22 protein-coding genes, 3 tRNA genes and 1 pseudogene are annotated in these 26061 nt (G+C 38.1%); 22 read left to right on the forward strand and 4 right to left on the reverse strand.

What is annotated here, in order from left to right:
- The first annotated feature begins 60 nt into the window (after positions 1 to 60).
- The 10 genes from CQZ94_RS13870 (at position 61) to glgP (ending at position 10657) form a co-directional block, all read left to right on the forward strand.
- Positions 61 to 135: transfer RNA gene (locus tag CQZ94_RS13870), tRNA-Asn, on the forward strand.
- Between the two features lie 6 nt (positions 136 to 141).
- Positions 142 to 232: transfer RNA gene (locus CQZ94_RS13875), tRNA-Ser, on the forward strand.
- 5 nt (positions 233 to 237) lie between these two features.
- Positions 238 to 309, forward strand: a tRNA-Glu gene (locus CQZ94_RS13880).
- A 135-nt stretch (positions 310 to 444) separates the two neighbouring features.
- Positions 445 to 594, forward strand: a complete 150-nt coding sequence (locus tag CQZ94_RS31225) for a hypothetical protein (RefSeq protein ID WP_181149499.1) — start codon at positions 445 to 447, stop codon at positions 592 to 594.
- Positions 595 to 1003: 409 nt separating this feature from the next.
- Entirely contained in the window at positions 1004 to 1948 is a 945-nt protein-coding gene (locus tag CQZ94_RS13885; protein WP_002089250.1) for an L-lactate dehydrogenase, read from the forward strand.
- 645 nt (positions 1949 to 2593) lie between these two features.
- Positions 2594 to 4531 (forward strand): 1,4-alpha-glucan branching protein GlgB, encoded by a 1938-nt coding sequence (gene glgB / locus CQZ94_RS13890; protein ID WP_105585865.1) that lies wholly within the window; start codon positions 2594 to 2596, stop codon positions 4529 to 4531.
- Positions 4479 to 5609: a glucose-1-phosphate adenylyltransferase gene (gene glgC, locus CQZ94_RS13895; protein ID WP_105585866.1), complete on the forward strand. Its 1131-nt coding sequence runs from the start codon at positions 4479 to 4481 to the stop codon at positions 5607 to 5609. The genes glgB and glgC overlap by 53 nt, the downstream gene beginning before the upstream one ends.
- An 18-nt stretch (positions 5610 to 5627) precedes the next feature.
- On the forward strand, positions 5628 to 6662 hold the full coding sequence (glgD, locus tag CQZ94_RS13900) for a glucose-1-phosphate adenylyltransferase subunit GlgD (protein WP_105585867.1): 1035 nt from the start codon (positions 5628 to 5630) through the stop codon (positions 6660 to 6662).
- Between the two features lie 137 nt (positions 6663 to 6799).
- Positions 6800 to 8230, forward strand: coding sequence for a glycogen synthase GlgA (glgA, locus tag CQZ94_RS13905; RefSeq protein WP_105585868.1), 1431 nt, complete (start codon positions 6800 to 6802; stop codon positions 8228 to 8230).
- An 18-nt stretch (positions 8231 to 8248) separates the two neighbouring features.
- Complete coding sequence (glgP, locus tag CQZ94_RS13910) at positions 8249 to 10657, forward strand: glycogen phosphorylase (protein WP_105585869.1); 2409 nt, start codon at positions 8249 to 8251, stop codon at positions 10655 to 10657.
- Positions 10658 to 10980: 323 nt separating this feature from the next.
- On the opposite strand, the gene CQZ94_RS13920 is transcribed toward glgP, so the two are convergent.
- Positions 10981 to 11703, reverse strand: coding sequence for a lipase family protein (locus CQZ94_RS13920; protein ID WP_105585871.1), 723 nt, complete (start codon positions 11701 to 11703; stop codon positions 10981 to 10983).
- A 141-nt stretch (positions 11704 to 11844) separates the two neighbouring features.
- Between CQZ94_RS13920 and CQZ94_RS13925 the strand changes: the two are divergent.
- A pseudogene (locus CQZ94_RS13925) lies at positions 11845 to 11928 on the forward strand (MerR family DNA-binding transcriptional regulator); the annotation flags it as partial.
- A 97-nt stretch (positions 11929 to 12025) separates the two neighbouring features.
- On the opposite strand, the gene CQZ94_RS13930 reads toward CQZ94_RS13925, so the two are convergent.
- Entirely contained in the window at positions 12026 to 12808 is a 783-nt protein-coding gene (locus CQZ94_RS13930) for a TIGR00266 family protein (protein ID WP_098775843.1), read from the reverse strand.
- A 320-nt stretch (positions 12809 to 13128) separates the two neighbouring features.
- Here CQZ94_RS13930 and cspD point away from each other — a divergent pair, with 320 nt between their 5' ends.
- Positions 13129 to 13329 (forward strand): cold-shock protein CspD, encoded by a 201-nt coding sequence (gene cspD / locus CQZ94_RS13935; protein ID WP_001193051.1) that lies wholly within the window; start codon positions 13129 to 13131, stop codon positions 13327 to 13329.
- 45 nt (positions 13330 to 13374) lie between these two features.
- Here cspD and CQZ94_RS13940 read toward each other — a convergent pair whose 3' ends face one another.
- The gene (locus CQZ94_RS13940; RefSeq protein WP_105585872.1) at positions 13375 to 14106 is read right to left on the reverse strand and encodes a yteA family sporulation protein; all 732 of its coding nucleotides are present in this window, start codon (positions 14104 to 14106) and stop codon (positions 13375 to 13377) included.
- 133 nt (positions 14107 to 14239) lie between these two features.
- A complete protein-coding gene (locus CQZ94_RS13945) occupies positions 14240 to 15193 on the reverse strand; it encodes a 1,4-dihydroxy-2-naphthoate polyprenyltransferase (RefSeq protein ID WP_105585873.1) in 954 nt (317 codons plus the stop codon).
- A gap of 193 nt (positions 15194 to 15386) precedes the next feature.
- Between CQZ94_RS13945 and CQZ94_RS13950 the strand changes: the two genes are divergently transcribed.
- From CQZ94_RS13950 to CQZ94_RS13995, 10 genes are all read left to right on the forward strand, one after another.
- Entirely contained in the window at positions 15387 to 16781 is a 1395-nt protein-coding gene (locus CQZ94_RS13950; protein ID WP_105585874.1) for an isochorismate synthase, read from the forward strand.
- The gene (gene menD, locus CQZ94_RS13955) at positions 16778 to 18532 is read left to right on the forward strand and encodes a 2-succinyl-5-enolpyruvyl-6-hydroxy-3-cyclohexene-1-carboxylic-acid synthase (protein ID WP_105585875.1); all 1755 of its coding nucleotides are present in this window, start codon (positions 16778 to 16780) and stop codon (positions 18530 to 18532) included. Before CQZ94_RS13950 ends, menD begins: the two co-directional genes overlap by 4 nt.
- On the forward strand, positions 18529 to 19341 hold the full coding sequence (gene menH, locus CQZ94_RS13960) for a 2-succinyl-6-hydroxy-2,4-cyclohexadiene-1-carboxylate synthase (protein WP_105585876.1): 813 nt from the start codon (positions 18529 to 18531) through the stop codon (positions 19339 to 19341). Before menD ends, menH begins: the two co-directional genes overlap by 4 nt.
- Before the next feature lie 82 nt (positions 19342 to 19423).
- On the forward strand, positions 19424 to 20242 hold the full coding sequence (gene menB, locus CQZ94_RS13965; protein WP_105585877.1) for a 1,4-dihydroxy-2-naphthoyl-CoA synthase: 819 nt from the start codon (positions 19424 to 19426) through the stop codon (positions 20240 to 20242).
- A 116-nt stretch (positions 20243 to 20358) separates the two neighbouring features.
- Positions 20359 to 20484 (forward strand): hypothetical protein, encoded by a 126-nt coding sequence (locus CQZ94_RS31755; protein WP_255833681.1) that lies wholly within the window; start codon positions 20359 to 20361, stop codon positions 20482 to 20484.
- 123 nt (positions 20485 to 20607) lie between these two features.
- Entirely contained in the window at positions 20608 to 22053 is a 1446-nt protein-coding gene (locus CQZ94_RS13975; protein WP_142395838.1) for an o-succinylbenzoate--CoA ligase, read from the forward strand.
- Positions 22054 to 23160 (forward strand): o-succinylbenzoate synthase, encoded by a 1107-nt coding sequence (gene menC, locus CQZ94_RS13980; RefSeq protein WP_105585880.1) that lies wholly within the window; start codon positions 22054 to 22056, stop codon positions 23158 to 23160.
- A 104-nt stretch (positions 23161 to 23264) separates the two neighbouring features.
- Positions 23265 to 23963 (forward strand): response regulator transcription factor, encoded by a 699-nt coding sequence (locus CQZ94_RS13985; protein WP_105585881.1) that lies wholly within the window; start codon positions 23265 to 23267, stop codon positions 23961 to 23963.
- Entirely contained in the window at positions 23956 to 25062 is a 1107-nt protein-coding gene (locus tag CQZ94_RS13990) for a HAMP domain-containing sensor histidine kinase (RefSeq protein ID WP_105585882.1), read from the forward strand. The genes CQZ94_RS13985 and CQZ94_RS13990 overlap by 8 nt, the downstream gene beginning before the upstream one ends.
- Positions 25063 to 25144: 82 nt before the next feature.
- Entirely contained in the window at positions 25145 to 26005 is an 861-nt protein-coding gene (locus tag CQZ94_RS13995; RefSeq protein WP_105585883.1) for a M15 family metallopeptidase, read from the forward strand.
- The last annotated feature ends 56 nt before the right edge of the window (positions 26006 to 26061 follow it).

Consider the following 26061-nt stretch of genomic DNA (forward strand, 5'->3'; position numbering starts at 1 on the left):
GCGCACGCCTGATAAGCGTGAGGTCGATGGTTCGAGTCCATTTAGGCCCACCATAATTATTCCGCAGTAGCTCAGTGGTAGAGCTATCGGCTGTTAACCGATCGGTCGTAGGTTCGAGTCCTACCTGCGGAGCCATATTATAGAGAAGTACCCAAGTGGCTCAAGGGGCTCCCCTGCTAAGGGAGTAGATCGCGAACGCGGTGCGAGGGTTCGAATCCCTTCTTCTCTGCCAGATTTGGCCCGTTGGTCAAGTGGTTAAGACACCGCCCTTTCACGGCGGTAACACGGGTTCGAATCCCGTACGGGTCATACTAAAAGAGATAGCATAAACTGCTATCTCTTTTTTGTTGTGTAAAAGTGGACTTTGAGTAGTCTGCTTTTTTTTATAGATTTTTGTATACTTTTTTCTATTCTAATCGTCTAACTAATAGAAAGGAGCGAGCGATGGAGTATGAAAAGATCATTATAGAAACCTCTAAAAGCATTTATAGGTATTTTCTTAAAATAGGGCTAACATCAGCAGATTTACAAAAATTAAACGGTCAAAATTATGTAAAGGCTGCTGTATTAGGGGCTACTGTGGAAAATAAATAATATATAGAAGAAGCTGTCTTTCAATAGGTAATCTATTTGGGGCAGCTTTTTTATGATGTTATCATTATCGATAAGGCGATATATTGCAAAAATCGCTGATATAATGTGAGTTGCGGTCGATATATTCAGAAAATCGCCTATATAATTTCATTTATCGGGATACTTCTAAGAAAAAAGCTTTCACAATCTAAAGAAAACGCCTCCATTGAGATGGATTTCACCCGCACTCTAATAACTTTACACTCTATGTGAAAAAGTTCACAAATAGGTCATAATTTGTGAAGTAATTCACAATGAATCGTGCTACAATATGAATGTAAAGAAGTTAAACAACATTAAATTAGTATTTTAATTAATTACTTAAACAATAATATAAAATATATGTGAACAATAGAGAGGGGAAATTAACATGAAAAAAGGTATCAATCGTGTAGTATTAGTAGGAACAGGAGCTGTAGGTTGTAGTTACGCTTACTCAATGATTAACCAAGGTGTAGCTGAAGAATTCGTACTTGTAGATGTAAATGAAGCAAAAGCAGAAGGGGAAGCAATGGACTTAAGCCATGCGGTACCATTCTCTCCAGCACCAACAAAAGTTTGGAGCGGTAGCTATGCAGATTGTAAAGATGCAGATCTAGTTGTTATCACTGCTGGATTACCACAAAAGCCAGGCGAAACTCGTTTAGACTTAGTTGAGAAAAATACAAAGATCTTTAAACAAATCGTTCGCGGTATTATGGATAGCGGATTCGATGGAATCTTCTTAATCGCAACTAACCCAGTTGATATTTTAACTTACGTAACTTGGAAAGAATCTGGCTTGCCAAAAGAGCGCGTAATCGGCTCTGGTACTACTTTAGACTCTGCTCGTTTCCGCTACATGTTAGGTGACTACTTAGATGTAGATCCACGTAACGTTCATGCTTATATCGTTGGTGAGCACGGTGACACTGAACTTCCAGTATGGAGCCACGCTACTGTAGGTGTACAAAAACTAGAAACAATCTTAGCGAACAACGAACAGTACAACCAAGAAGATTTAGATAAAATCTTTGAAAATGTACGCGATGCAGCTTACCACATTATCGAGCGTAAAGGCGCAACTTACTACGGAATCGGTATGTCACTACTTCGTGTAACTAAAGCGATCTTAAGTAACGAGAACAGCGTGTTAACTGTATCTGCATACCTTGAAGGCCAATATGGTGAGAAAGATGCTTACGTAGGTGTTCCAGCTGTTATTAACCGCGAAGGTGTACGTGAAATCGTAGAGCTTGAATTAAACGAAGAAGAAAAAGTGAAATTCGCTCATTCTGTAAAAGTATTAAAAGAAACAATGGCACCAGTACTTTAATAATTGATAAATAATTCAGAGGTGGGAAACTGCTTCCTCCTTCTGGACTTATATATAATTGAATATAAATTCCTTTTCCGGTTTCCCTTGTATATCCCCAATATACCCCTTTTGCTGGAGAAGGGTCGTTTATAGAAAAAGCACTCTATTTTTGAATAGAGTGCTTTTGTGCGTTATCCCACTATTTGCGAGCAGAGTTTCACTTTATTCTTTAGGAGTTAACCTTGTGGCAATTTTTCCTAACCGCCATTCATCTCACGCATACTCATTGGACCATGTCCTACCTATTCCTTGAGGTGGGAGTTTTCCGTCGGGAAATGATAAAATTTGTGACAAAAAATGTTGAGAAATATTTTTAAACAATAGATTATTTCACTTGTATTTTACGTGAGAAATAGCGTAAAAAATGGAGAGAAACCAATAAAATAAATATTGAGCAACAATGAAAGGCGAGAAATAGTAAGGAAAATGAAGCGTTTGCAATGAATATTCGTCAAAATTCGATATTTTATATGGAAATTCGAAAAAAATTAAACATTTTCAAGGAAAAAACGTATATTTTTAAAAAATAACAAGGGTATTTCAGTTTTTTGCAGAAATAGTTAAAGTGTTAAAAATTTCTGTCATCTTAGTGAGGTGAACATATTGGATGTAATAAATTGTGAAGAAGTGAAACGAGATGAGTTTCATACAGAAAAGTACTATGACAGTTATAACATCTTTGGGGCACATATTGTGACGGAAGATGGGATGCGAGGTGTACGATTCACAGTATGGGCTCCTCATGCGAAAGCAATGAGTGTTGTTGGGGATTTTAATGAATGGGATTATGAGCAACATAAGATGCTACAAGTGACAGAAGAGGGGATTTGGTCCTTGTTTGCACCGCATATTGAAGAGAACGAGATATATAAGTATGCGATTGAAACGATGGACGGTGACGTTATTTTAAAAGCGGATCCTTATGCAGTATATGCAGAAGTAAGACCAAATACGGCATCTGTAGTTTTTGATATAGAGGGATATGAATGGAATGATAAAAACTGGATTCGTAAGAGAAAGAAAAAATCGATTTATAAAGAAGCGATGGCAGTTTATGAATTACATTTCGGTTCTTGGAAAAAGAAAGAAGATGGCGCTCTGTATTCTTACAGAGAAATGGCCGAGGAGCTCATTCCGTATGTGGTGGAACATCAATTTACACATATTGAAATTATGCCGCTTGTTGAGCATCCATATGATCGTTCTTGGGGATATCAAGGAACAGGATATTATGCAGCGACAAGTAGATTCGGCACGCCACATGATTTGATGTATTTTGTCGATGAATGTCATAAATGTGGAATCGGTGTCATTTTAGATTGGGTGCCGGGGCATTTTTGTAAAGATGCTCACGGTTTATATTTGTTTGATGGGACACCGACCTATGAATATAAAGATAGAGACGTACAAGAAAACCTGGTATGGGGAACTGTTAATTTTGATTTAGGGAAGAGAGAAGTACGTAATTTCTTAATTTCAAATGCGTTATTTTGGATGAGGCATTTCCATATTGATGGTTTCAGGGTAGATGCGGTTGCGAATATGCTGTACTGGAATAAAGAAGGAAAAGAGCAAAGCAATGAACACGCTGTTTCTTTCTTACGAGAGTTAAATGAAGCTGTGTTTGCAGAAGATGAAGAGTTTCTTATGACAGCGGAGGATTCAACAGCTTGGCCACTTGTAACAGCTCCAACATACGAGGGTGGACTTGGATTCAATTATAAATGGAATATGGGTTGGATGAATGACGTGCTGAAATATATGGAATGTGCGCCAGAGTACCGGAAATACATTCATGAGAAAATGACATTCTCTTTAATATATGCTCACTCTGAAAACTTCATATTGCCGCTTTCTCATGATGAAGTCGTTCATGGGAAAAAGTCGTTATTAAATAAAATGCCGGGAGATTACTGGGATAAGTTCGCCCAACTTCGTTTATTATATGGATATTTCTTTACTCATCCAGGTAAGAAATTACTCTTTATGGGTGGAGAATTCGGGCAATTTGATGAGTGGAAAGATCTTGAAGATTTAGATTGGAATTTACATGATTTTGAAATGCATCGTTACATGCATGATTACTTTAAAGAGCTCATAGCATTGTATAAGCGCTCAAAACCACTTTGGCAGTTAGATCACTCGCCTGAAGGATTTCAGTGGATTGATGCTAATAATAATGAGCAAAGTATTTTCTCGTTTATCCGCCAAGGTGATAAGCAGGAAGATGCGTTAGTTGTCGTATGTAATTTTACGAAAGCTACATATGAAAACTATAAAGTAGGTGTACCAGATTTCGAGTATTATAACGAAATTTTAAACAGTGACGCTATGCAATATGGCGGATCGGGGCAAGTTAATAAGAAACGTCTCAAGACGATTCTAGAGCCATATCATAATCAAGCGGCACATGTAGAAATTACAATTCCACCATTTGGCGTATCCATATTACGACCAGTGAAGACGAGAAAGGGGAGCAAAAAACAAGATGGCTCAAAAACAAAAGTGCGTAGCAATGTTACTAGCAGGGGGAAAAGGTAGTCGTTTAAGTGCATTAACAAAAAATTTAGCCAAGCCAGCTGTTCCATTTGGTGGTAAATATCGCATTATTGATTTTACGTTAAGTAACTGTGCAAACTCCGGTATTGAAACGGTGGGGATTTTAACACAATATCAACCGTTAGAACTTCATAATTATATTGGAATCGGAAATGCTTGGGATCTTGATCGTGTAAACGGTGGAGTCACTGTGTTACCTCCTTATGCGGAGTCTTCAGGTGTGAAGTGGTATACAGGTACGGCAAGTGCTATTTATCAAAACTTAAATTATTTAAGTCAGTACGAACCAGAATATGTCCTTATTTTATCAGGTGACCATATTTATAAAATGGATTACAGTAAAATGCTAGATTACCATATTGAGAAAGAAGCAGATGTTTCGATTTCTGTTATTGAAGTGCCGTGGGATGAAGCAAGTCGCTTTGGCATCATGAATACAAATGAAGAGATGGAAGTTGTTGAATTTGAGGAGAAACCGCAATTTCCAAGAAGTAATCTTGCATCAATGGGAATTTATATTTTTAACTGGGCTATTTTAAAAGAATATTTAGAGATGGATGCAAGAAACCCTGAATCTAGTAATGACTTCGGAAAAGATGTACTTCCGCTTTTATTAGATGAAGGGAAGAAGCTGATGGCGTATCCGTTTGAAGGATATTGGAAAGATGTTGGAACGGTGAAAAGCTTATGGGAAGCGAATATGGATTTACTTCGCGATGAAACATCGTTGAACTTGAACGATCGTGATTGGCGCATTTATTCTGTGAACCCAAATGAGCCACCACAATATATTGCAGAACAGGCAAAAGTAGAAGAGTCACTTATTAATGAAGGGTGCGTCATTGAAGGGGACGTGAAGCATTCTGTTTTATTCCAAGGAGTGACGGTGGAAGAAGGTAGTATGGTAATCGATTCTGTCGTTATGCCGGGGGCAAAGATTGGTAAAAACGTTGTGATTGAAAGAGCGATCGTTGGATCGGAAATGGTTATTGAAGATGGGACAATAATTCGCCCAGAAAAAAATGTTGATGACGTAGTACTAATTGCTGAAGGGAAATAGAAAAGGGGGATGAAATGAATGGGAGAAAAAATGTTAGGAATTATTAATGCAACGGGAAGTTTTCCTTCCTTAAAGAAAGTAACAGGGCATCGTTCATTAGCGGCGTTACCGTTTGGGGGCCGTTACCGACTCATTGATTTCATGCTTTCAAATATGGTGAATTCTAACATTCATAGCGTGGCGGTTTTTACAAGTCATAAAAATCGTTCTTTAATGGATCATGTCGGTTCAGGACAACAGTGGGATTTAGATAGAAAGCGTGATGGACTGTTTTTATTCCCACCGAACTGCCAATGTGATCATGACGAATTTGGATCTTTTGCACATTTTAGAAGACATATTGATTATTTTCTAAGAAGCAGAGAAGAGTATGTTGTTATTACGAATAGCCATCTTGTAACAGCATTAAACTTTCAAGCGGTGTTAGAGCGACATATACATACGTCTGCAGATATTACTGAAGTTTGTCATGAAGGGGTTTCGCTTCAAACATATGTGTTAAAGAAACAATTATTGCTAGACTTATTTGAGACATATAAAGATGTGGAGCAATACAGTTTATTTGATGTAGTGAGAGCAAAGAGCGGGAAATCACTGCATATTGCTACGTATGAACATACAGGATATGTAGCTATTATTGATTCGATTGAAAGTTACTATAAACATAGTCTAGAAATTTTGCAGCCTTCTATTTGGAAGCAATTATTTAAGAAAGAAGCACCAATCTTTACGAAAGTAAAAGATGAGCCGCCAACTCGTTATATGAAGGGTGCAGCCGTGAAAAATACAATGATTGCAAACGGCAGTATTATTGAAGGGGAAGTAGAAAATAGTGTTGTCTCCCGTTCTGTTAAAATTGGAAAAGGTTCAATTGTTCGTAATAGTATTATTATGCAAAAGAGCCAAATTGGAGATAACTGTATAATAGATGGTGTTATTATCGATAAAGATGTGAAACTTGGTGATGGTGTAGTGTTAAAAGGAAGTGCTGATGAGCCATATGTTGTAGAAAAAGGTAGTGTACAAAATAGTACAATCAACAGTTATTCGTAAATAGCAGGTGCATAATTAGTGGGGGATTTAGAAAACCCCCACTAATTAAGGTTTTACTCTATATGAAAACTTGAAGGGAGGAAGCTGTAAGAAGAGCGATTTATGATGTATACGCTTTTCGTGCAGTGGGACAACAGGTGAATATTTTATTTGCAGTATCAGAATGTGTACCGTTTGTGAAATCTGGAGGTTTAGCTGATGTAGCGGGAGCGCTCCCGAAAGAATTAAAAAAATTAGGAGTGAATGTTCGCATTATACTTCCAAACTACAGTCTTATCCCGAAAGAGTTAAGAGAAGGATGTACGCTTCATAAAGTAATTAACGTTCCTCTTGGATGGAGAAACCAATATTGCGGGATTTTAAAAGGTGAGCAGGATGGGATTACGTATTACTTAATAGATAATGAATATTATTTTAAGAGAGATTCTCTATATGGCCATTATGATGATGGGGAGCGTTTTTCTTATTTTTCAAAAGCAGTTTTAGAGTGTATTCCGCATCTTGATTTCGAAGTAGATGTTCTTCATAGCCATGATTGGCATACAGCTATGGTTAATTTCTTACTTCGTGAAAAGTATCAAGATAACCCGTTATATGAGCATATTAAAACGGTATATACGATTCATAACTTGCAGTTCCAAGGTGTATTTCCTCCTGAAGTGATGTACGACTTACTGGAGCTTGGTCATGAATATTTTCATAGTGAACAGCTTGAGTTTTATGGAAACGTGAACTTTATGAAAGGCGGTATTATCGCATCTGACCAAATTACAGCGGTTAGCCCGACATATAAAGAAGAGATTCAATATGAGTTTTTCGGTGAGAAGTTAGATGGATTGCTACGAAAATATAATGATAAGCTTAGTGGCATTGTAAATGGAATTGATACGAGCGTATATAATCCAGAAACAGATCCATATATTACGGCTCAGTATAGTGCAGAGTCGCTAGATGAAAAGAATGAAAATAAACGCGCATTGCAGCGTTATTTTGGTTTACCAGAAAAAGAAGATACACCAGTTATTTCGATGGTAACACGATTAACGAAGCAAAAGGGGCTTGATCTAGTACGTACTGTATTCCGTGAAATAATGGAAGAAGATGTACAATGTATTATTTTGGGGTCAGGCGATTCTGAATACGAGCAGTTCTTTGAATGGATGGCATACGAGTATCCAGAAAAGGTAAAAGTATATATTGGGTTTAATGAAGCGTTAGCGCACCAAGTGTACGCGGGAAGCGATTTGTTTTTAATGCCATCGCTGTTTGAACCGTGTGGACTTGGACAACTTATTGCGCTAGCATATGGCACGATTCCAATTGTAAGAGAAACAGGCGGATTAAATGATACTGTACATTCTTACGATGAGGACACTGGAATTGGGAATGGCTTTAGCTTTACGAATTTTAATGCGCATGACATGTTACATACGATTCTTCGTGCAATTGAGTTTTATCAAGATAAACCGGTATGGGATAAGCTTGTAAAGCAAGCGATGACTGAAGATTACAGCTGGGGGAAATCTGCTCTTGCATACAAGAAATTGTATAAAAGTCTCATGGAATAACATTGAGGTGGTGAAAAAATGTTTACTCATGTTGAAAGCTTCAAATCCGCTTTTCTAGAAAAATTAGAAACGATGTATGGGAAAAGTTTCAAAGATTCTACAACTCGTGATCAGTATAATACGCTTGGTCATATGGTACGTGAGTATATGAATAGTCAATGGATTGCAACGAATGAAAGTTATCGTTCTGGAGATCAAAAACAAATGTATTATTTATCCATTGAGTTTTTACTTGGGCGTTTGCTAGGCAGTAACATATTAAATTTAGGCATTCGAGATGTATGTGAAAAAGGACTTTTTGAACTTGGAATTTCTTTGCACGAGTTAGAAGAGATTGAAGCAGATGCTGGCCTTGGTAACGGTGGACTTGGACGTTTAGCAGCCTGTTTCCTCGATTCACTCGCTTCTTTAAACTTACCAGGACATGGCTGTGGTATTCGTTATAAGCATGGTCTGTTTGATCAAAAAATTGTTGATGGCTATCAAGTAGAATTTCCAGAACAATGGCTTCTTCATGAAAACGTTTGGGAAGTAAGAAGGTATGACCAAGCCGTAGAAGTAAGTTATTTTGGAAACGTTGAACCACTAGAAATTGATGGACGTTTAGAGTTCAGGCATACAAATGCAGAAGTTATTATGGCAGTACCATATGACGTTCCAGTTGTAGGGTATGAAACAAGTACTGTAAATACGCTTCGGCTTTGGAATGCGGAGCCAGTTCCTTTCCCGCAAAATTGTAAAGATATTTTGAAATATAAGCGTGAAACAGAGGCCGTATCGGAGTTTTTATATCCAGATGATACGCATGATGAGGGGAAAATACTTCGTTTAAAACAACAGTATTTCCTCGTATCAGCAAGTTTGCAAAATATCGTTCGTATGCATAGGGAGAGACACGGTAGTCTTCGTCAGTTACATGAAAAAATCGCGATTCATATAAACGATACACATCCGGTTCTGGCAATTCCAGAACTTATGCGTATTTTATTAGACGAAGAAAAATTGACATGGGAAGAAGCTTGGCACATAACAACGCAGACGATTTCCTATACGAATCATACGACGTTATCAGAAGCGCTTGAGAAATGGCCAATTCACATTTTTAAACCGTTATTACCGAGAATTTATATGATTATTGAAGAAATTAATGAACGTTTCTGTCATGAGCTTTGGGACCGTTATTCGTACGATTGGAAGCGTATTGAGGACATGGCCATTATTGCGCATGACCTTGTGAAAATGGCTCATTTAGCGATTGTTGGTAGCCATAGCGTTAACGGTGTGGCGAAAATTCATACAGAAATTTTAAAGCAGCGTGAAATGCGATTGTTCTATGAATTTTATCCAGATAAATTTAATAATAAAACGAATGGAATCGCTCATAGACGCTGGCTTATGAAAGCAAATCCGCAGCTGACCAATCTCATTTCAGAGGCGATTGGAACAGAGTGGAAGAAAGAACCAATTAAACTGCAAGCATTGCAAACATTCCAACACGATGCTAGTTTCCAAGAGAAGGTTGCAGGAGTAAAACAAGAGCGTAAAGAGATTTTAGCGGAGCGTATTCATAATAAAATGGGGATTACAATTGACCCAAATTCTATTTTTGATGTGCAAGTAAAAAGACTGCATGCTTACAAACGACAATTATTAAATGTTCTTCATATTTTATACTTGTATAACCGTTTAAAAGAGGATAATAGTTTTTCATTTTACCCGCGCACTTTTATTTTTGGAGCGAAAGCATCACCTGGCTATTATTATGCGAAGAAAATTATTAAATTAATAAATGAACTTGCAAGAAAAGTAAATAATGATCCGTACGTAAGTCAATATATGAAAGTTATCTTTCTGGAAAACTACCGAGTTTCTTTAGCGGAAGATATATTCCCAGCAGCGGATGTAAGTGAACAAATTTCAACTGCGAGTAAAGAAGCATCGGGAACAGGTAACATGAAATTCATGATGAATGGTGCAATTACACTCGGAACGCTAGACGGAGCTAATATTGAAATAAAAGACCGGGTCGGTGATGATGCCTGCTTCATTTTTGGCTTAACAGCGGATGAGGTTCTTCATTATTACCAAAATGGTGGATATCGTGCAAGTGACTATTATCACCACAATATGCACATTAAAAAAGTAGTAGATCAGTTAACGAATGGTTTCTTTGCACAGTCGGGAGCTGAATTTGAAGCGATTTATGATTCTCTCGTTATTCAAAATGATGAATACTTCGTTCTTCGAGATTTTAACCCATATGCTGAAAGACAAGAAGCTGTCGGAAGGGCCTATGAAAATAGGACGAAATGGCTAGAAATGTCGATTTTGAACATTGCACAATCTGGGCATTTTGCGAGTGATCGAACAATTTTGCAGTACAGTAATGAAATTTGGGGTATTGGTAATACTGTTAAACTTTTTTAGATGAAAGCCCCTTTTGAAGGGGCTTTTATTTATTCACTTTTAAAGCAGGGATACGCTTGCTTAGAAAAATAAAACGAGCTTAAGGATATTAAGCTCGTTTTACTTATGTTGCTTAAGAAAGGTAAGGCAAGAATGTATATATTATACCTGTTCCGCCATACTCCCCTGTCGCAAAGTATGAAAATGTAAAGAAACCTGTAAACGAAAAAATTATTATAAGAAAAAGTGCAAAGAAAAATTTTAGCATGTAAGGTCCCCTCATCCGAAAGTAATTTCATAGATTATTATAGTATACAAATATTTAATTTCCAATTGTTTACTGGTTAAAAATGAGAGGTCAGACATGTTTTGTATGTTGTAATGGAATGATTATTCGTAATGGATTTTGTATTTTTCGTAAATGTCATGTTGTGATGGACGTGTGCATATTCCCAGTCTTTCTCATTAAAATGGACATTTCTTGGAGGGAGAAGAGGAACGACATCGAATAAATTGACAAAACGAAAGCTACTAGCTACTTGCAGTTTATAATAATTTCGAAAGGCGATATCTCCAACTTTTGGAGAGGCAAAGGTATAAAGACCGTACTGTGCGAAGGCAGTATTTATACGTGCATCTAGTATGTGTAGTGTAGCGAGTGCACCGCCTAAGCTATGGCCTGTTGCAAGAAGTTTCTTATGGGCTGGTAATGACACGAGCATATCCATAATAGAATCCCGGCAAGATTCATAAATTGAAAGAAAGCCGTTATGAACATTTCCGCTATTTAAAGCGTATGGGTATGGTCTTTGGTTGACGAGTGAATCGATAATCCAATCTGTATCTGTTTGTGTGCCCCTAAAAGCTACAATAATCGTATCTTCAGATTCTAATATGAACCCAAACCATTCCATCGTTTGAATCGCTTTTCCTTGAAAGCCTTGTACATATTGGAATCCATCAGGTATTTCAAAAATCCCATTTTGTTTATATTGTTCATACGTTAGATCGCAGCAAGAAGCTAACAATATGGCAGTATCTTTATCAAAGGATAAAGGAGTACGCATCAAGAAAGCCCTCCTTAAGAAAAGGTATAGTTCAATATATGCAGTGAGGGACTTGATTCATTCTTTTTGAAAAAAGGCTTGAACCTACTGTTACGTGAGGGAGTATGATTTTTGTAAACATAGTGTTAGGAGGAGTGTAGGATGAGCAAAAAGGAAGGCTATTCAATTGGTGAGTTTTCAAAGAGAACAGGCACATCAATACGGACACTACAGTATTACGAGGAACAATGAAGTGATGGAATATTATATGATTAAAAATAGTTTATATAGTCCAAAAGAAACAGATAGTTCCCTATGAAGGGGACTATCTGTTTTTAGTGTTTTACTCTTTCCCATCTAAAAGGCGACCAAGTCCGCCTAAAACGCTGCCTTCACCGCTATTTTGAGCTGCTGGGCTTGTAAGACGTGCTGCTAAGCGGCTAAGTGTTAAGGACTGAATCCAAACCGTTCCAGGACCTTCTAACGTTGCGAAGAATAAACCTTCACCGCCAAATAGAGCTGTTTTTACTTTTCCAACGAATTGAATATCGTAGTTAACATCTTTTGTCATTGCAACGAGACAACCTGTATCAATGCGAAGTTTCTCGCCAGGTTTTAATTCGCGCTTATATACAGTTCCGCCTGCATGCATGAAAGCTAGACCATCACCTTCAAGTTTCTGCATGATGAAACCTTCACCACCGAAGAAACCAGTTCCTATTTTTTTAGTAAACTCAATTCCGATAGAAACACCTTTTGCGGCACAAAGAAATGCATCTTTTTGGCAGACTACTTTTCCTTGATATTCTGTTAAATCAACAGGAATAATTTTTCCAGGATAAGGAGCGGCGAATGATACGTGTCGTTTGCCATGACCTGTATTTGTAAATACAGTCATAAACATACTTTCACCTGTAACGAGACGTTTACCTGCGCCCATTAATTTACCGAATAGACCACTAGATGGTCCAGAACCATCACCGAAAATCGTTTCCATTTCGATATGATCTTCCATCATCATCATTGCGCCAGCCTCTGCGATAACGCTTTCTTCTGGATCCAATTCAATTTCAACAAACTGCATATCATCGCCATATAATTTATACTCGATTTCATGTGCTTGCATTTTTCACCTCATCATATGTAGTAATTATATTGTACAGAAATCAAAGGAATTAGAATACTGTAGTTTTGTTAATTTTTGAATAAAAGTAGAATGGAAATTTAAGGTTATACTAGGATTATAAAAAATGATGGGACGAAAGTGTTCTCATTTGACGTTTTTGATATAGCATGATATAGTGAAAACACTATTGAGCTACATAATGTGGTACGGAAATAAAGCACGTTGTATTAAAGGCTGTAAGCTTGTTATACATTCATGTCCTTTATATCCACCTTTTCATGTGGATTCATAGTTTCATTTTTATTTAGGAGGTACATGACATGCAAACAGGTAAAGTAAAATGGTTTAACGGCGAAAAAGGTTTTGGCTTCATCGAAGTTGAAGGCGGAGAAGACGTATTCGTACATTTCTCAGCTATTCAAGGCGACGGCTTCAAAACTTTAGAAGAAGGTCAAGAAGTTTCTTTCGAAATCGTTGATGGAAACCGCGGACCACAAGCAGCTAACGTTACAAAAAACTAATTAGCTAGCGAAAAAAAAAGCATTCCGAATTTCGGAATGCTTTTTTTATGCTTTAGAACCAGACTCATCTGAAGATAATTCACCTTTAAAGGTGCGCTCTTCAAAGTCATCAAGCAATTGTTCATATTCTTCATGTTCTTCTGTTGCGAAAACTTGTAGGTTTTTTCCATACATATCTGTTCCAATAAAATTTTCGAAATCCTCTACATACCCAACATTTTCTTCACTATTTACGTACATGCCATTATAGTTTTTTGAATCCTGTCTTTCTAAATCGGATGGTGTTTCTGATGTTCCGTAATTTGCGACGTCTTGCCAAGCATCTTCAGCATCGTACTCTACAGAATGATCTTCGTCGTGCTTGTGAAACGAAGGAGCCAACACTTCTTCTTCAACTGGGCGCGCCTTCATATCTAATTTATTTGTAGTGTGCTGAATACACGTTGTAGCAGTTGGCATTGCTTCTAATCTTTCAAATGGAATTTCCTCACCAGACACTTCGCAAATTCCGTACGTACCCGCTTCAATTTTTTGCAGGGCATGTTTCGTATCTTCTAGCTGTTTATGCCAGAATTCGATGAGTCCGAAATCTTTCTCACGTTCGTACAATTCTGTTGCCATATCACCTGGGTGGTTGTCATAGCTAGATAATTCTCCTACTGAATCACGTTCAGATGCACGGTCTTCATTTTCATGAGTTTGTATCGTTTGTTCAATTTCTTGTTTTTGCTTTTCTAAACTCGATTTAAATTGATTTATTTGTTGTGGAGTTAACATAGTAGTCCACCTTCCTACAATTCAGTTTCTTTACATAGTATGAGCGTTGAGAGTAGGAATTATGAGATGAATTTCAGCCGGGAAGTCGGTATATTCGGTATATGAAAAAAGGAGCCGCATAAGCAGCTCCTTTCTATAGGAAGTATCCAAGCAATAATCCGATTCCCATTAGGAAACCGAAAATTGTATTTGTTTTTGCTGTTGAAATCATCGCAGGTACCATTTCCATTGGAATACTTTTGCCGATAAAGCCTTTCGTCGCTTTAAATGCTTTCGGTGCACTTAAGAATACGATAAGCATCCATGGTGATACGATGTTAACGATGATTAAAGCGATTGTCCAAATGTAGGCAACGATAAACATAGAAGCAAGTACACCAACGGCTCTTTCGCGTCCAACGAGAATCGCTAACGTTTTACGACCATTTTCTTTATCACCATCTAAATCACGAATATTGTTAGATAGTAAAATTGCACCAATTAAAATGGAGCTTGGAATAGATAATAAAATCACTTCTGATGTTACTGCCCCTGTTTGGATAAAGAATGAAATACCAATAATAATGACACCCATAAATAATCCTGCTGTTAGCTCTCCAAATGGTGTGTACGCAATTGGAATGGGGCCGCCGGTGTAAAGGTAAGCAACGGCCATACAAACAAGACCGATTGCAGCAAGCCACCAGCTAGAGTTCATACAAATATAAACACCTAATAGCGTTGCGATACCTAAAAATCCGAATGCTAAGTTAAGCACGGTTTTTGGTTTAATGCCATCGCGGACGATAGCACCGCCGATTCCAACCGAACCTTCATGATCGAGTCCTCTTTTATAATCAAAATATTCATTAAACATGTTCGTTGCTGCTTGAATGAGAAGGCAAGCAAGAAGCATCATAAAGAAAAGAGGAAGATGTATTTGATTTATACCTCCGACCTGCATTGCAAAAGCTGTTCCGATGAAAACAGGAACGAAAGCTGCTGTTAATGTATGGGGACGTAATAAACTCCACCAAATGCGCCAGCCTGTTTGCTTACTTGGCTTTTGCGCCGTAGGAGAGGAATTCGTTTCGACGTTCATTTCCATGTTGAATCCTCCTTGGTCACATATTGTACACAATTAAGTGTAGAAAAAGCATCATTTAGTGTCAACGTTTATTTTCTAGGAAGAGAAGGTGAATTTCTCAGAAATGCTAAACGTTGACAGGCCTTTCCTTTGAGGTGTATCTTAAAATCAAGCGTAATTATGACTATTTTTCGCCCATAGGGGGGAGACAATTGTGATTCAAACGAAACAAAAAGGCTTACAAGAAGTTCTTGTTACAGCTATTAAGCGTGTGACTGATGAAAAAACATTAGTTAGTTTTGTAAAACAAATAGATTGGGTGGATCCACTTCTGTTTTATGCAGCAGGAAAAAGGATCGCATTCGAAAATAGATGTTATTTTGCAGACCCAGCTCAGCATGTAATATTTGCTGGAATCGGCTCTGTTTTCACTATAGCAAATTCTTCTCACAAACGCTTTCAAACTGCTCGTGACGAGTGGGATAAAGTAAAAGAAAAAGCATTTGTACAAAGAGAAGGATACGAATTTGGAACAGGTCCTCTTTTATTTGGTGGATTTTCATTTGATCAAGAAAAAGAAAAAACGAATCTTTGGAAAGAATTTGATGATACCACATTTTCACTACCAGCATTTTTATTAACTGTAAAAAATGAAAAAGTGTGGTTAACGATTAATAAGTTCGTTTCAGCTGAAGATTGTGCAGAAACTCTTTATAACGAAATTATTTCTGTAGAAGAGAGAATTTTACAAGAGAGTAAATGTGAACTAGAAGGATCAAAATTAACAGTTACTTCTAAAGTAGAAGTTGATCCGAATGGCTGGATGAATGCGATTGGAAAAGTGCAAGATGAAATGAAGCAAGGGAACGTGCAGAAGGTTGTATTAGCAAGGGAGCTAAAATTAACGATGGATCAACATATTGATTCCGTTCTTGTTTTAGAAGCGCTTCGCATTGGGCAACCGGATTGTTACGTATTTTCTTTTGATTATAAAGGAGCATGCTTCTTAGGGGCGACACCTGAGCGATTGATTCGAAAAGAAGGCGAGAAGTTCACATCGATGTGCCTTGCTGGTTCAATTGGTCATGGCAATTCTATAGAAGAAAGTAAACAAAATGGTGAGACGCTTCTTCATGATGAAAAGAATTTGGCTGAACACGGTTATGTAGTTAACATGATTCGAGGTGTGCTAAGTGAGCATTGCGAATCTGTTAATATTCCGGAGAGCCCAGGCTTATTAACGACGAAAAATTTAATCCATTTATATACGCCAGTAGAAGCAAAAGGTGATGCAAGTCTTTTAACGATGGTAGAAGAATTACATCCAACACCAGCTCTTGGTGGTACACCTCGTCATGAGGCGTTGAAATTAATCCGTGATGTAGAGCTTTTAGATAGAGGATTATATGGCGCACCAATTGGCTTTATAGATGATGAAGGAAATGGTGAATTTGCGGTTGCACTTCGCTGCGGATTATTAAATGGCGAGAAAGCATCCTTATTTGCCGGCTGTGGTATCGTAATTGATTCAGTAGCTCAGCTTGAATATGAAGAAACAAGTTTGAAGTTTAGACCGATGCTTGGTGCTTTGGAGGAATTAATGAAATGAACAAACATATAGAAGCATTATCATATTATTTAGGCGCGTTCGTAGACGAACTGACGCGTCTAAATGTATGTGATGTTGTCATTAGTCCTGGCTCACGGTCAACGCCGATTGCCTTACTAATGGAACAACATGAAGGAATGAAAACATATTTACATGTAGACGAAAGATCAGCAGGATTTTTTGCGCTCGGTATTGCGAAAGCAAAAAAACGTCCTGTTGCGCTATTATGTACGTCAGGGACGGCAGCAGCGAACTATTATCCAGCTGTATGTGAAGCGTTTCATTCACGAGTGCCGCTCATCGTATTAACAGCGGATAGACCGCATGAATTAAGAGATGTGGGTGCACCACAGGCGATGAATCAATTTAATTTATACGGTACTTTTGTGAAGCAATTTACAGAGATGGCACTTCCTGAAGCGAGTGAAGCAATGTATCATTACGCTCGAATGACAACGCAGCGTACGATAGCAAGTGCCTGTTTAGCGCCGCAAGGACCTGTTCATCTTAATTTTCCAGTTCGCGAGCCGCTTATACCGGATTTCTCATTAGAAAGTTTATGGGATAAAGGGCGTGGTGAATATACAGGAGTAGTTCAGCAAGGGAACGTGACGATGCCGAGTGAATATGTAGATTCTCTTGTAGGGCGCCTTTCACATATGGAAAAGGGGCTTATTATTTGTGGAGACGGCAGTCATCCAGAAATCATAGAAGTTGTTATGAAAGTAGCTGAGAAAACAGGGTATCCAATTTTAGCAGATCCACTTTCTAACCTCCGTAGTGGTAATCATGATAAAACGATGGTTATAGATTGTTACGATACATTTTTACGAAATGAATTGTTAAAAGAAACGTGGAAGCCGAATGTTTTAATTCGTTTCGGCGGAATGCCTGTCTCTAAAGCATTAACGCAGTTCATCAAAAAACAAACGAAAGCTGTTCATATCGTTGTTGATGAATCTGGACAATGGAGAGATCCAGCTCTAGTTGCGACAGAAGTTGTACAAGCTAGTGACATTGAATTTTGCAGAGCATTATTAGAGAAAATGCCAGTTATGAAAAAGAATGATTGGTTTGGAATGTGGAAACATATAAACGAGAAAACGAGAGAAACACTTCGTGAGATGGAAACATATGAAACGGCATTTGAAGGAAAAGTAATTACGGATATTGTACGTGTATTACCAGAAGGGGCAACGTTATTTGCGAGTAATAGTATGCCAATTCGCGATACCGATTCATTTTTCTTCACATCGGATAAAAACATTCAAGTAATGGCGAACCGCGGTGTAAATGGTATTGATGGAATCATTTCAACAGCTTTAGGAGCGAGTATTATTTGTGATCCGCTCGTATTAGTAATCGGTGATTTATCATTTTATCACGATTTAAACGGATTATTAGCTGCAAAATTACATGAATTAAATATAACGATTGTTGTTGTGAATAATGATGGTGGAGGTATTTTCTCATTCTTACCACAATATGAGAAAAAGGAACATTTCGAATCATTATTTGGAACACCAATTGGGCTTGATTACGAGCATGTTGTCAAAATGTATGGTGGTTCATTTAGCCGTGTGAATGGATGGGAAAACTTCCGAGAAGAAGTACAAACTGGAACGAAAACGAATGGATTACACGTTGTGGAAATTTGTACGAATCGCGAAGAAAACTTGAAATTACATCGTGAACTATGGGCAAAAACAATGGATGTTATTACTACATCATTGCAAGGTGAATCAAAATGAGAGTAACATTGCAAGATGTATCGTATGAATATGAAGTAGCCGGAAGCGGGGAACCACTTCTACTTCTTCATGGTTTTACGGGAAGCATGGAAACGTGGCGTCCCTTTATTCCTTCTTGGAGCGAGCAGTTTCAAGTCATTCTAGTAGACATTGTTGGACACGGGAAAACGGAAAGTCCTGAAGATGTGACGCATTATGATATTCAAAATGTGGCGCTGCAAATGAAAGAACTACTGGATCATCTTCATATTGAAAATGCACATGTACTTGGCTATTCAATGGGGGGGAGACTTGCGATTACGATGGCATGCTTATATCCAGAATATGTGCGTTCGCTTCTTTTAGAAAACTGTACAGCTGGACTTGAGAGTGAGGAAGAGCGAAAAGAACGCAGGGAAAAAGATGAACGACTTGCCGATAAGATTGAGCAAGAAGGTATCCGAATTTTTGTATCAATGTGGGAAAATATTCCGCTATTTGAAACGCAAAAACGTTTAGCGCAAAACGTAAAAGAAGCGGTGCGAAGAGAACGACTTGCTAATAATCCAAAAGGACTTGCAAATAGTCTTCGCGGCATGGGAACAGGGGCTCAGCCTTCATGGTGGAAAGATCTGCAAAACCTAAAAATGCCTGTCCTTTTACTGAATGGAGAAAGCGATGAAAAGTTCTTTCGCCTATTAAAAAACATAGAAAAATGCATCCCACACGCGAATTTTGTCAAAATTGATGGTGCTGGCCATGCAATTCATGTGGAACAACCGGAAAAGTTTGATACAATAGTAAAGGGATTTCTAAAAACTATGCAGTGATGCTTTTTTCCTTGTGAAGGAAGTTGAGCTTATAGAGAAATTAATGAGAGATCATTAAGAGTATAAAAAGGAGGTAATAGTAATGACTATTGAATGGGTAAAAGAAGGAAATTACGAAGATATTATTTATTCAACATACAATGGCATCGCAAAGATTTCGATTAACCGTCCTGAAGTACATAACGCATTCCGTCCTAAAACGGTAATGGAGTTAATCAATGCTTTTGCGCACGCTCGTGATGATGCAAATGTTGGCGTTATCATTTTAACAGGTGAAGGTGGACGTGCATTCTGTTCTGGCGGCGACCAAAAAGTTCGCGGTCATGGTGGATATGTAGGCGACGACCAAATCCCACGTTTAAACGTATTAGACTTACAACGTCTAATTCGCGCAATCCCTAAACCAGTTATCGCAATGGTAGCAGGTTATGCAATCGGTGGTGGACACGTACTTCATATCGTATGTGACTTAACAATCGCTGCAGACAACGCTGTATTCGGACAAACAGGTCCTAAAGTAGGAAGCTTTGACGGCGGATATGGAGCTGGTTATTTAGCTCGTATGGTAGGCCATAAGAAAGCTCGTGAAATTTGGTACCTATGCCGTCAATATAGTGCACAAGAAGCGCTTGATATGGGCTTAGTAAACACAGTTGTACCATTAGAAGAGCTTGAAGCAGAAACAGTACAATGGGCACAAGAAATTTTAGCAAACAGCCCAATGGCACTTCGTTTCCTAAAAGCTGCATTCAACGCAGACACAGACGGTTTAGCTGGTATTCAACAACTAGCTGGAGACGCAACGTTATTGTACTACACAACTGACGAAGCAAAAGAAGGCCGCGACGCGTTCAAAGAAAAACGCAGTCCCGACTTCGGTCAATTCCCTCGTTTCCCTTGATCAAAAGCGGAAGCGGCTCGTTTAGAATGTGAGGGGGATGGAGCTTCTGACAAAGAGGCGCTTTTTGCCTCGTAGGAAGAAGCGAAGCCACCGAACATTCTAGCCGCTGTAGCTGGATGAGATCAAAAGCGAAAGCGGCTCGTTCAGAACAAGAGGGCGTTGGAACTCCTGACGAAGAGGCGCTTTTTGCCTCGCAGGAAGGCGTGAAACGACCGACTGTTCTAGCCGCTGTAGCTGGATGAAACCAAAAGCGGAAGCATCTCGCACAGAATGTGAGACGCAACCGAAGATCAAACCAGAAACAAAACAACTAAGAGACTTGATTTCATATCAAGTCTCTTTCTTTCATGAAAGGAGAATGGATGATGGAGACGATGCCTAATTGGTTAATGCAACGTGCATTTTTAACACCTGATCGCACTGCAATTGAAATAGAGGACGAGAAGATTACTTTCGTGCAGTTACATGAAAAAGTAGTATCTGTTTGTGAACACCTTTCGCATGTAGGAGTGAAGCGGGCGCAAAAGGTGGCTGTTCTGATGAAAAATGGTATGGAGATGATTACAGTTATTCACGCCTTATCTTACGTAGGGGCAGTAGCTGTGCTTTTAAATATGCGTCTTTCAAGAGAAGAGCTACTTTGGCAAATGGATGATGCTGAAGTTGTTTGTTTAGTGACGGATCAAGAGTTTGAGACGAAAAATGTTCCGGTATATTCATTTGCTGAAGTGATGCAAGGACCGAAGGCGGAAGCATCTATACAAGAAGAATTCTCTTTAGAAGAAGCGATGACAATTATTTATACGTCAGGGACGACAGGGAAACCGAAAGGCGTTATTTTAACGTACGGTAATCACTGGGCAAGCGCAGTTGGTTCCGCGCTTAATTTAGGACTTCGCGAAGATGATTGTTGGTTAGCCTGTATGCCAATGTTCCATGTTGGTGGGTTATCTCTTTTAATGAAAAATATTATGTATGGTATGCGCATTTTACTCGTTCCAAAGTATGATGCTGATTTTATTCATAAAGCACTTCAAACGAGGGGCGTTACGATTATTTCTGTCGTTTCTAAAATGCTAACAGATTTATTAGAACGACTTGGAGCGGAAACATATCCAACTACTTTACGATGCATGTTACTTGGGGGAGGACCAGCACCGAAACCGTTATTAGAAACGTGTGTAGAAAAAGGAATTCCTGTTTATCAAACGTACGGTATGACAGAAACGTCTTCGCAAATTTGTACGTTATCAGCAGATTATATGTTAACGAAAGTAGGATCAGCTGGAAAACCACTATTTCAGTGTCAGCTACGTATTGAAAACGATGGTGTAGTTGTGCCGCCCCGTGCTGAAGGAGAAATTGTTGTAAAAGGACCGAACGTAACAGGTGGCTATTTTAATCGTGAAGATGCGACGCGAGAGACAATTCAAAATGGCTGGCTTCATACGGGTGACCTCGGTTATTTAGATGAAGAAGGATTTTTATACGTGTTAGATCGCCGCAGTGATTTAATTATTTCTGGCGGGGAAAATATATATCCAGCTCAAATTGAAGAAGTATTACTTTCTCATCAGGCGGTAGTGGAAGCGGGTGTTGTCGGTATGAAGGATGAAAGTTGGGGACAAGTACCAGCTGCTTTTGTTGTAAAAAGTGGAGAGGTAACAGAAGAAGAAATTCTTCGTTTTTGCGAAGAGAAATTAGCGAAATATAAAGTGCCGAAGAAAGTATGTTTCTTAGAGGAATTACCACGAAATGCTTCAAAGAAATTGTTAAGACGAGAGTTAAGACAATTAGTGGAGGAGATGTAGGTGGAAATAAAAAAAGCGACACTTTATATAACGGAAATGCCACTTGTCATTCCGTTTGCCGCAAGCTACGGGACTTACGAAAAACGTGAAAGTATCGTCATTGAATTAGAAGACACGGATGGATACATTGGTTTTGGTGAAGTCGTTGCATTTTCCGAGCCTTGGTATACGGAAGAAACGGTGAAGACAGCGCTACATGTACTTCAGGATTTTTTATTACCAGATTTATTGAAAGCTGAAATCCCTCATCCGAATGAAGTACCGTCTTTGTTCAAACATATAAAGAGAAACCGAATGGCAAAGGCCGGAATTGAAGGTGCCGTTTGGGATTTATATGCGAAGCGTCAAAAGAGGTCATTAGCGACATTACTTGGCGGAACGAAGTCTGAAATTGAAGTCGGCGTTGTGATTGGGATCAATACGATTCAGACGATACTTAAACAAATCGAGAAGTACGCGGAAGAAGGATACGAGCGTTTTAAAGTGAAAATAAAGCCAGAGCATGATTACGAATTGCTGAAAGAAATTCGAAAAGAGTTTCCGAATATACCATTAATGGCTGATGCAAATTCAGCTTACACATTAGCGGATACAGAGAAATTGAAACGACTAGATGAATTCCAATTGATGATGATTGAACAACCATTAGCGGATTATGATTTTCTTGATCATGCACAGTTGCAAAAGAAAATCGAAACACCGATTTGTCTAGATGAAAGTATCCATAGTTTAGAAGACGCGCGTGTTGCCATTACGCTTGGCAGTTGCCGCATCGTTAATATTAAACCAGGGCGAGTGGGCGGATTAACAGAATCCATTCAAATCCATAATTATTGTATGGAGTATAACATACCAGTTTGGTGCGGCGGTATGGTGGAGATGGGGATTTCGCGAGCGCAAAATGTTGCTCTCGCTTCGCTGCCGAACTTTACGATTCCAGGAGATATATCTGCTTCTAGTAGACATTGGGAGAAGGATATTATTTCACCGGAAGTGACGCTAGAGGGCGGGAAAGTGATTGTACCGCAAAGTATTGAACGTGAGTATGAAGTTGACCGCGGAAGATTGGAAGAAATAACGAAGCAGCGGATTGTGTTTGAAAGATGAAATAACAAAGGTTACTCTTATGAGTAGCCTTTTCTTATTGTACAAATTGGATAGACTAGTTTACAATCGAGCGTATGAAAACGGAATGAAGTAGGGGGATTAAAATGAAGCATATTTCAATTTTAATAGCTGATGATGAGGCGGAAATTGCTGATTTAATTGCGATACATTTAGAAAAAGAAGGTTACCACGTCGTTAAAGCAGTTGATGGAGAAGAGGCAGTTCATGTTATTGAAACTCAGCCAATCGATTTAGTGGTTTTAGATATTATGATGCCGAAAATGGATGGTTATGAAGTGACGCGCCAAATTCGCGCCAAGCATCATATGCCGATTATTTTCTTAAGTGCGAAAACATCTGATTTTGATAAAGTAACAGGTCTTGTGCTTGGTGCGGATGATTATATGACGAAGCCTTTCACACCGATTGAATTAGTCGCGCGTGTAAATGCACAATTACGCCGTTTTCTTACGTTAAATCAACCGAAAGTAGTGGAGAATAAATCTGCTTTAGAAGTAGGCGGAGTTGTTATTGATCCTGAACAAAGAACGGTAAATGTGTACGGAGAGCCAATTGAGTTAACACCGAAAGAATTTGATATTTTATATTTATTAGCAAGTCATCCGAAGAAAGTGTACAGTGTGGAAAATATTTTTCAGCAAGTATGGGCTGAAGGGTATTACGAAAGTGGAAATACAGTTATGGTACATATCCGTACTTTGCGTAAAAAACTTGGAGAAGATAAAAGAAAGAATAAGTTAATAAAAACAGTGTGGGGAGTAGGTTATACTTTCAATGGCTAAAAAGATGAGAAGCTTTCGCTCGAAGATGGTTATGCTATTTGCGTTAAGTATGATATTAGCTGGTGGCGTAACGTATATGATTTATGAAGGATTACGGCTTTACTATAAATCAGTAGTCCGTTATGAGGATCCTTTAGCTCAATTTCGTTCAATGGTAAGACAAATTGGGGACATTAATTTCTTTTTAATTATATTTATTCCTCTGTCCATTATGTTTTTCTTCTTCCTTACTAGACCGTATTTAAAATATTTTGATGAGATTTCTAATGGGATTCATCATCTTGCGAACGGAGATTTTACAAATCAAGTTCGGGTTTCATCAAATGATGAGTTTGGATATATCGCCCGCGAAATGAATGTAGCGAGTGAGAAATTAAAAGAAGCAGTTGAACGAGGAGATTTTGCGGAAAGTAGTAAGGATCAGCTCATTGTTAACTTAGCTCACGATTTAAGAACGCCATTAACATCTGTTTTAGGTTATTTAGATTTAATTCTTAAAGATGAAAATTTGACGAAGGAACAAATCAAACATTTTTCCACAATTGCTTTTACGAAATCCGAAAGACTGGAAAGTTTAATTGATGAATTATTTGAAATAACGAGAATGAATTATGGCATGTTGCAAATTGAAAAAAGACCAATTGATATAAGTGAATTACTTATACAGTTAGATGAAGAGTTATATCCGTTATTAGAAAAAAAGGATTTAGAAGCGAGATTGAATATTGCTCCTCATTTACCTATTAATGGTGATGGAAAATTATTAGCACGAGTATTTGAAAATCTTTTAACGAATGCAATTCGCTATGGGTATGATGGAAAGTTTGTTGATGTGAACGGATATATTGATCTTGAAGAGGTAGTTGTACAAATTATAAATTACGGAGATAGCATTCCAGAAGAAGATTTACCGTATCTTTTTGATATGTTTTATACAGGTGATAAAGCAAGATCGGAGCAGCAGGGCGGAACAGGTCTTGGACTATTTATCGCTAAAAATATTGTCGAGCAGCATAATGGGACAATCACTGCTGAAAGTAATGTAATTCGAACTGTATTTGAAGTGAGATTACCGAAAGAAGAGACTGCGGAAATTTAATAAAAATTTAAACTTTGCCCCACTTTTTATTTTAATAGTTTTTTCTATTCTATACGTAAGTTACGTTAAGGAGGAACTAGAAATGAAAAAGTGGGTATTTATTTCTCTTTTTATATTATGTACAGTCTGTGTAGGCTTTTATATATCACCATTATTTCAAAAGGATATCGATGTTAAAATTGCAGAAAAAGCTAATAAGGTAAAATCGGCGAATATTGAAAAGATAGAGGTTACAAAAGAAGAGATTTATAAGGGAAATCTATTATTAGTTAACAAAGATTACCCAGTAAAAAAAGATAGTATTAGGTCTGATATTATAAATGTAAATCACAATAGTGAATTAGTAAGAGGTTATGTGATATTCGATAGAAATCTGCGTTTATCAAAGGAAGTTGTGAAAAAGTTTTTAAACGTTGTTGATGCAGCTGGAAAAGAAAGTGTTAATCATTTTTTGATTAGTAGTGGCTATCGAGATTTCCAAGAGCAAAGACAGCTATATGAAAAAATGGGATCCGATTATGCACTTCCACCAGGATATAGTGAGCATAATTTAGGATTATCGCTGGACGTTGGATCAACTCAAAAGAAAATGGAGAAAGCTCCTGAAGGAAAATGGATTGAAGATAACGTATGGAAATACGGATTTGTTTTACGTTATCCGAAAAATAAAAGTAACATTACGGGCATTCAATATGAGCCGTGGCATATACGTTATGTCGGCCTACCTCATAGCGCAATTATGCAAAAAAAGAAAATTACATTAGAGGAATATTTGGACTTCTTAAAAGAGGAAAAAGAAATTTCGACTGATGTTGAAGGGAAGAAATACACGGTTTCTTATTATAAAGTTTCAAATCGCATGAGCGTAAATATTCCGGTGAATAAGCAGTATGAGATTTCGGGGAATAATATGGACGGGGTTATTGTGACGGTTCAAGAATAGATGTTCCTTTGAAATAAAGTGAAACTTTAATCAGTGGGGGTTTTGTCCATCCCCCA

The organism is Bacillus sp. MYb209, assembly GCF_002975175.1.
Classification (GTDB): domain Bacteria; phylum Bacillota; class Bacilli; order Bacillales; family Bacillaceae_G; genus Bacillus_A.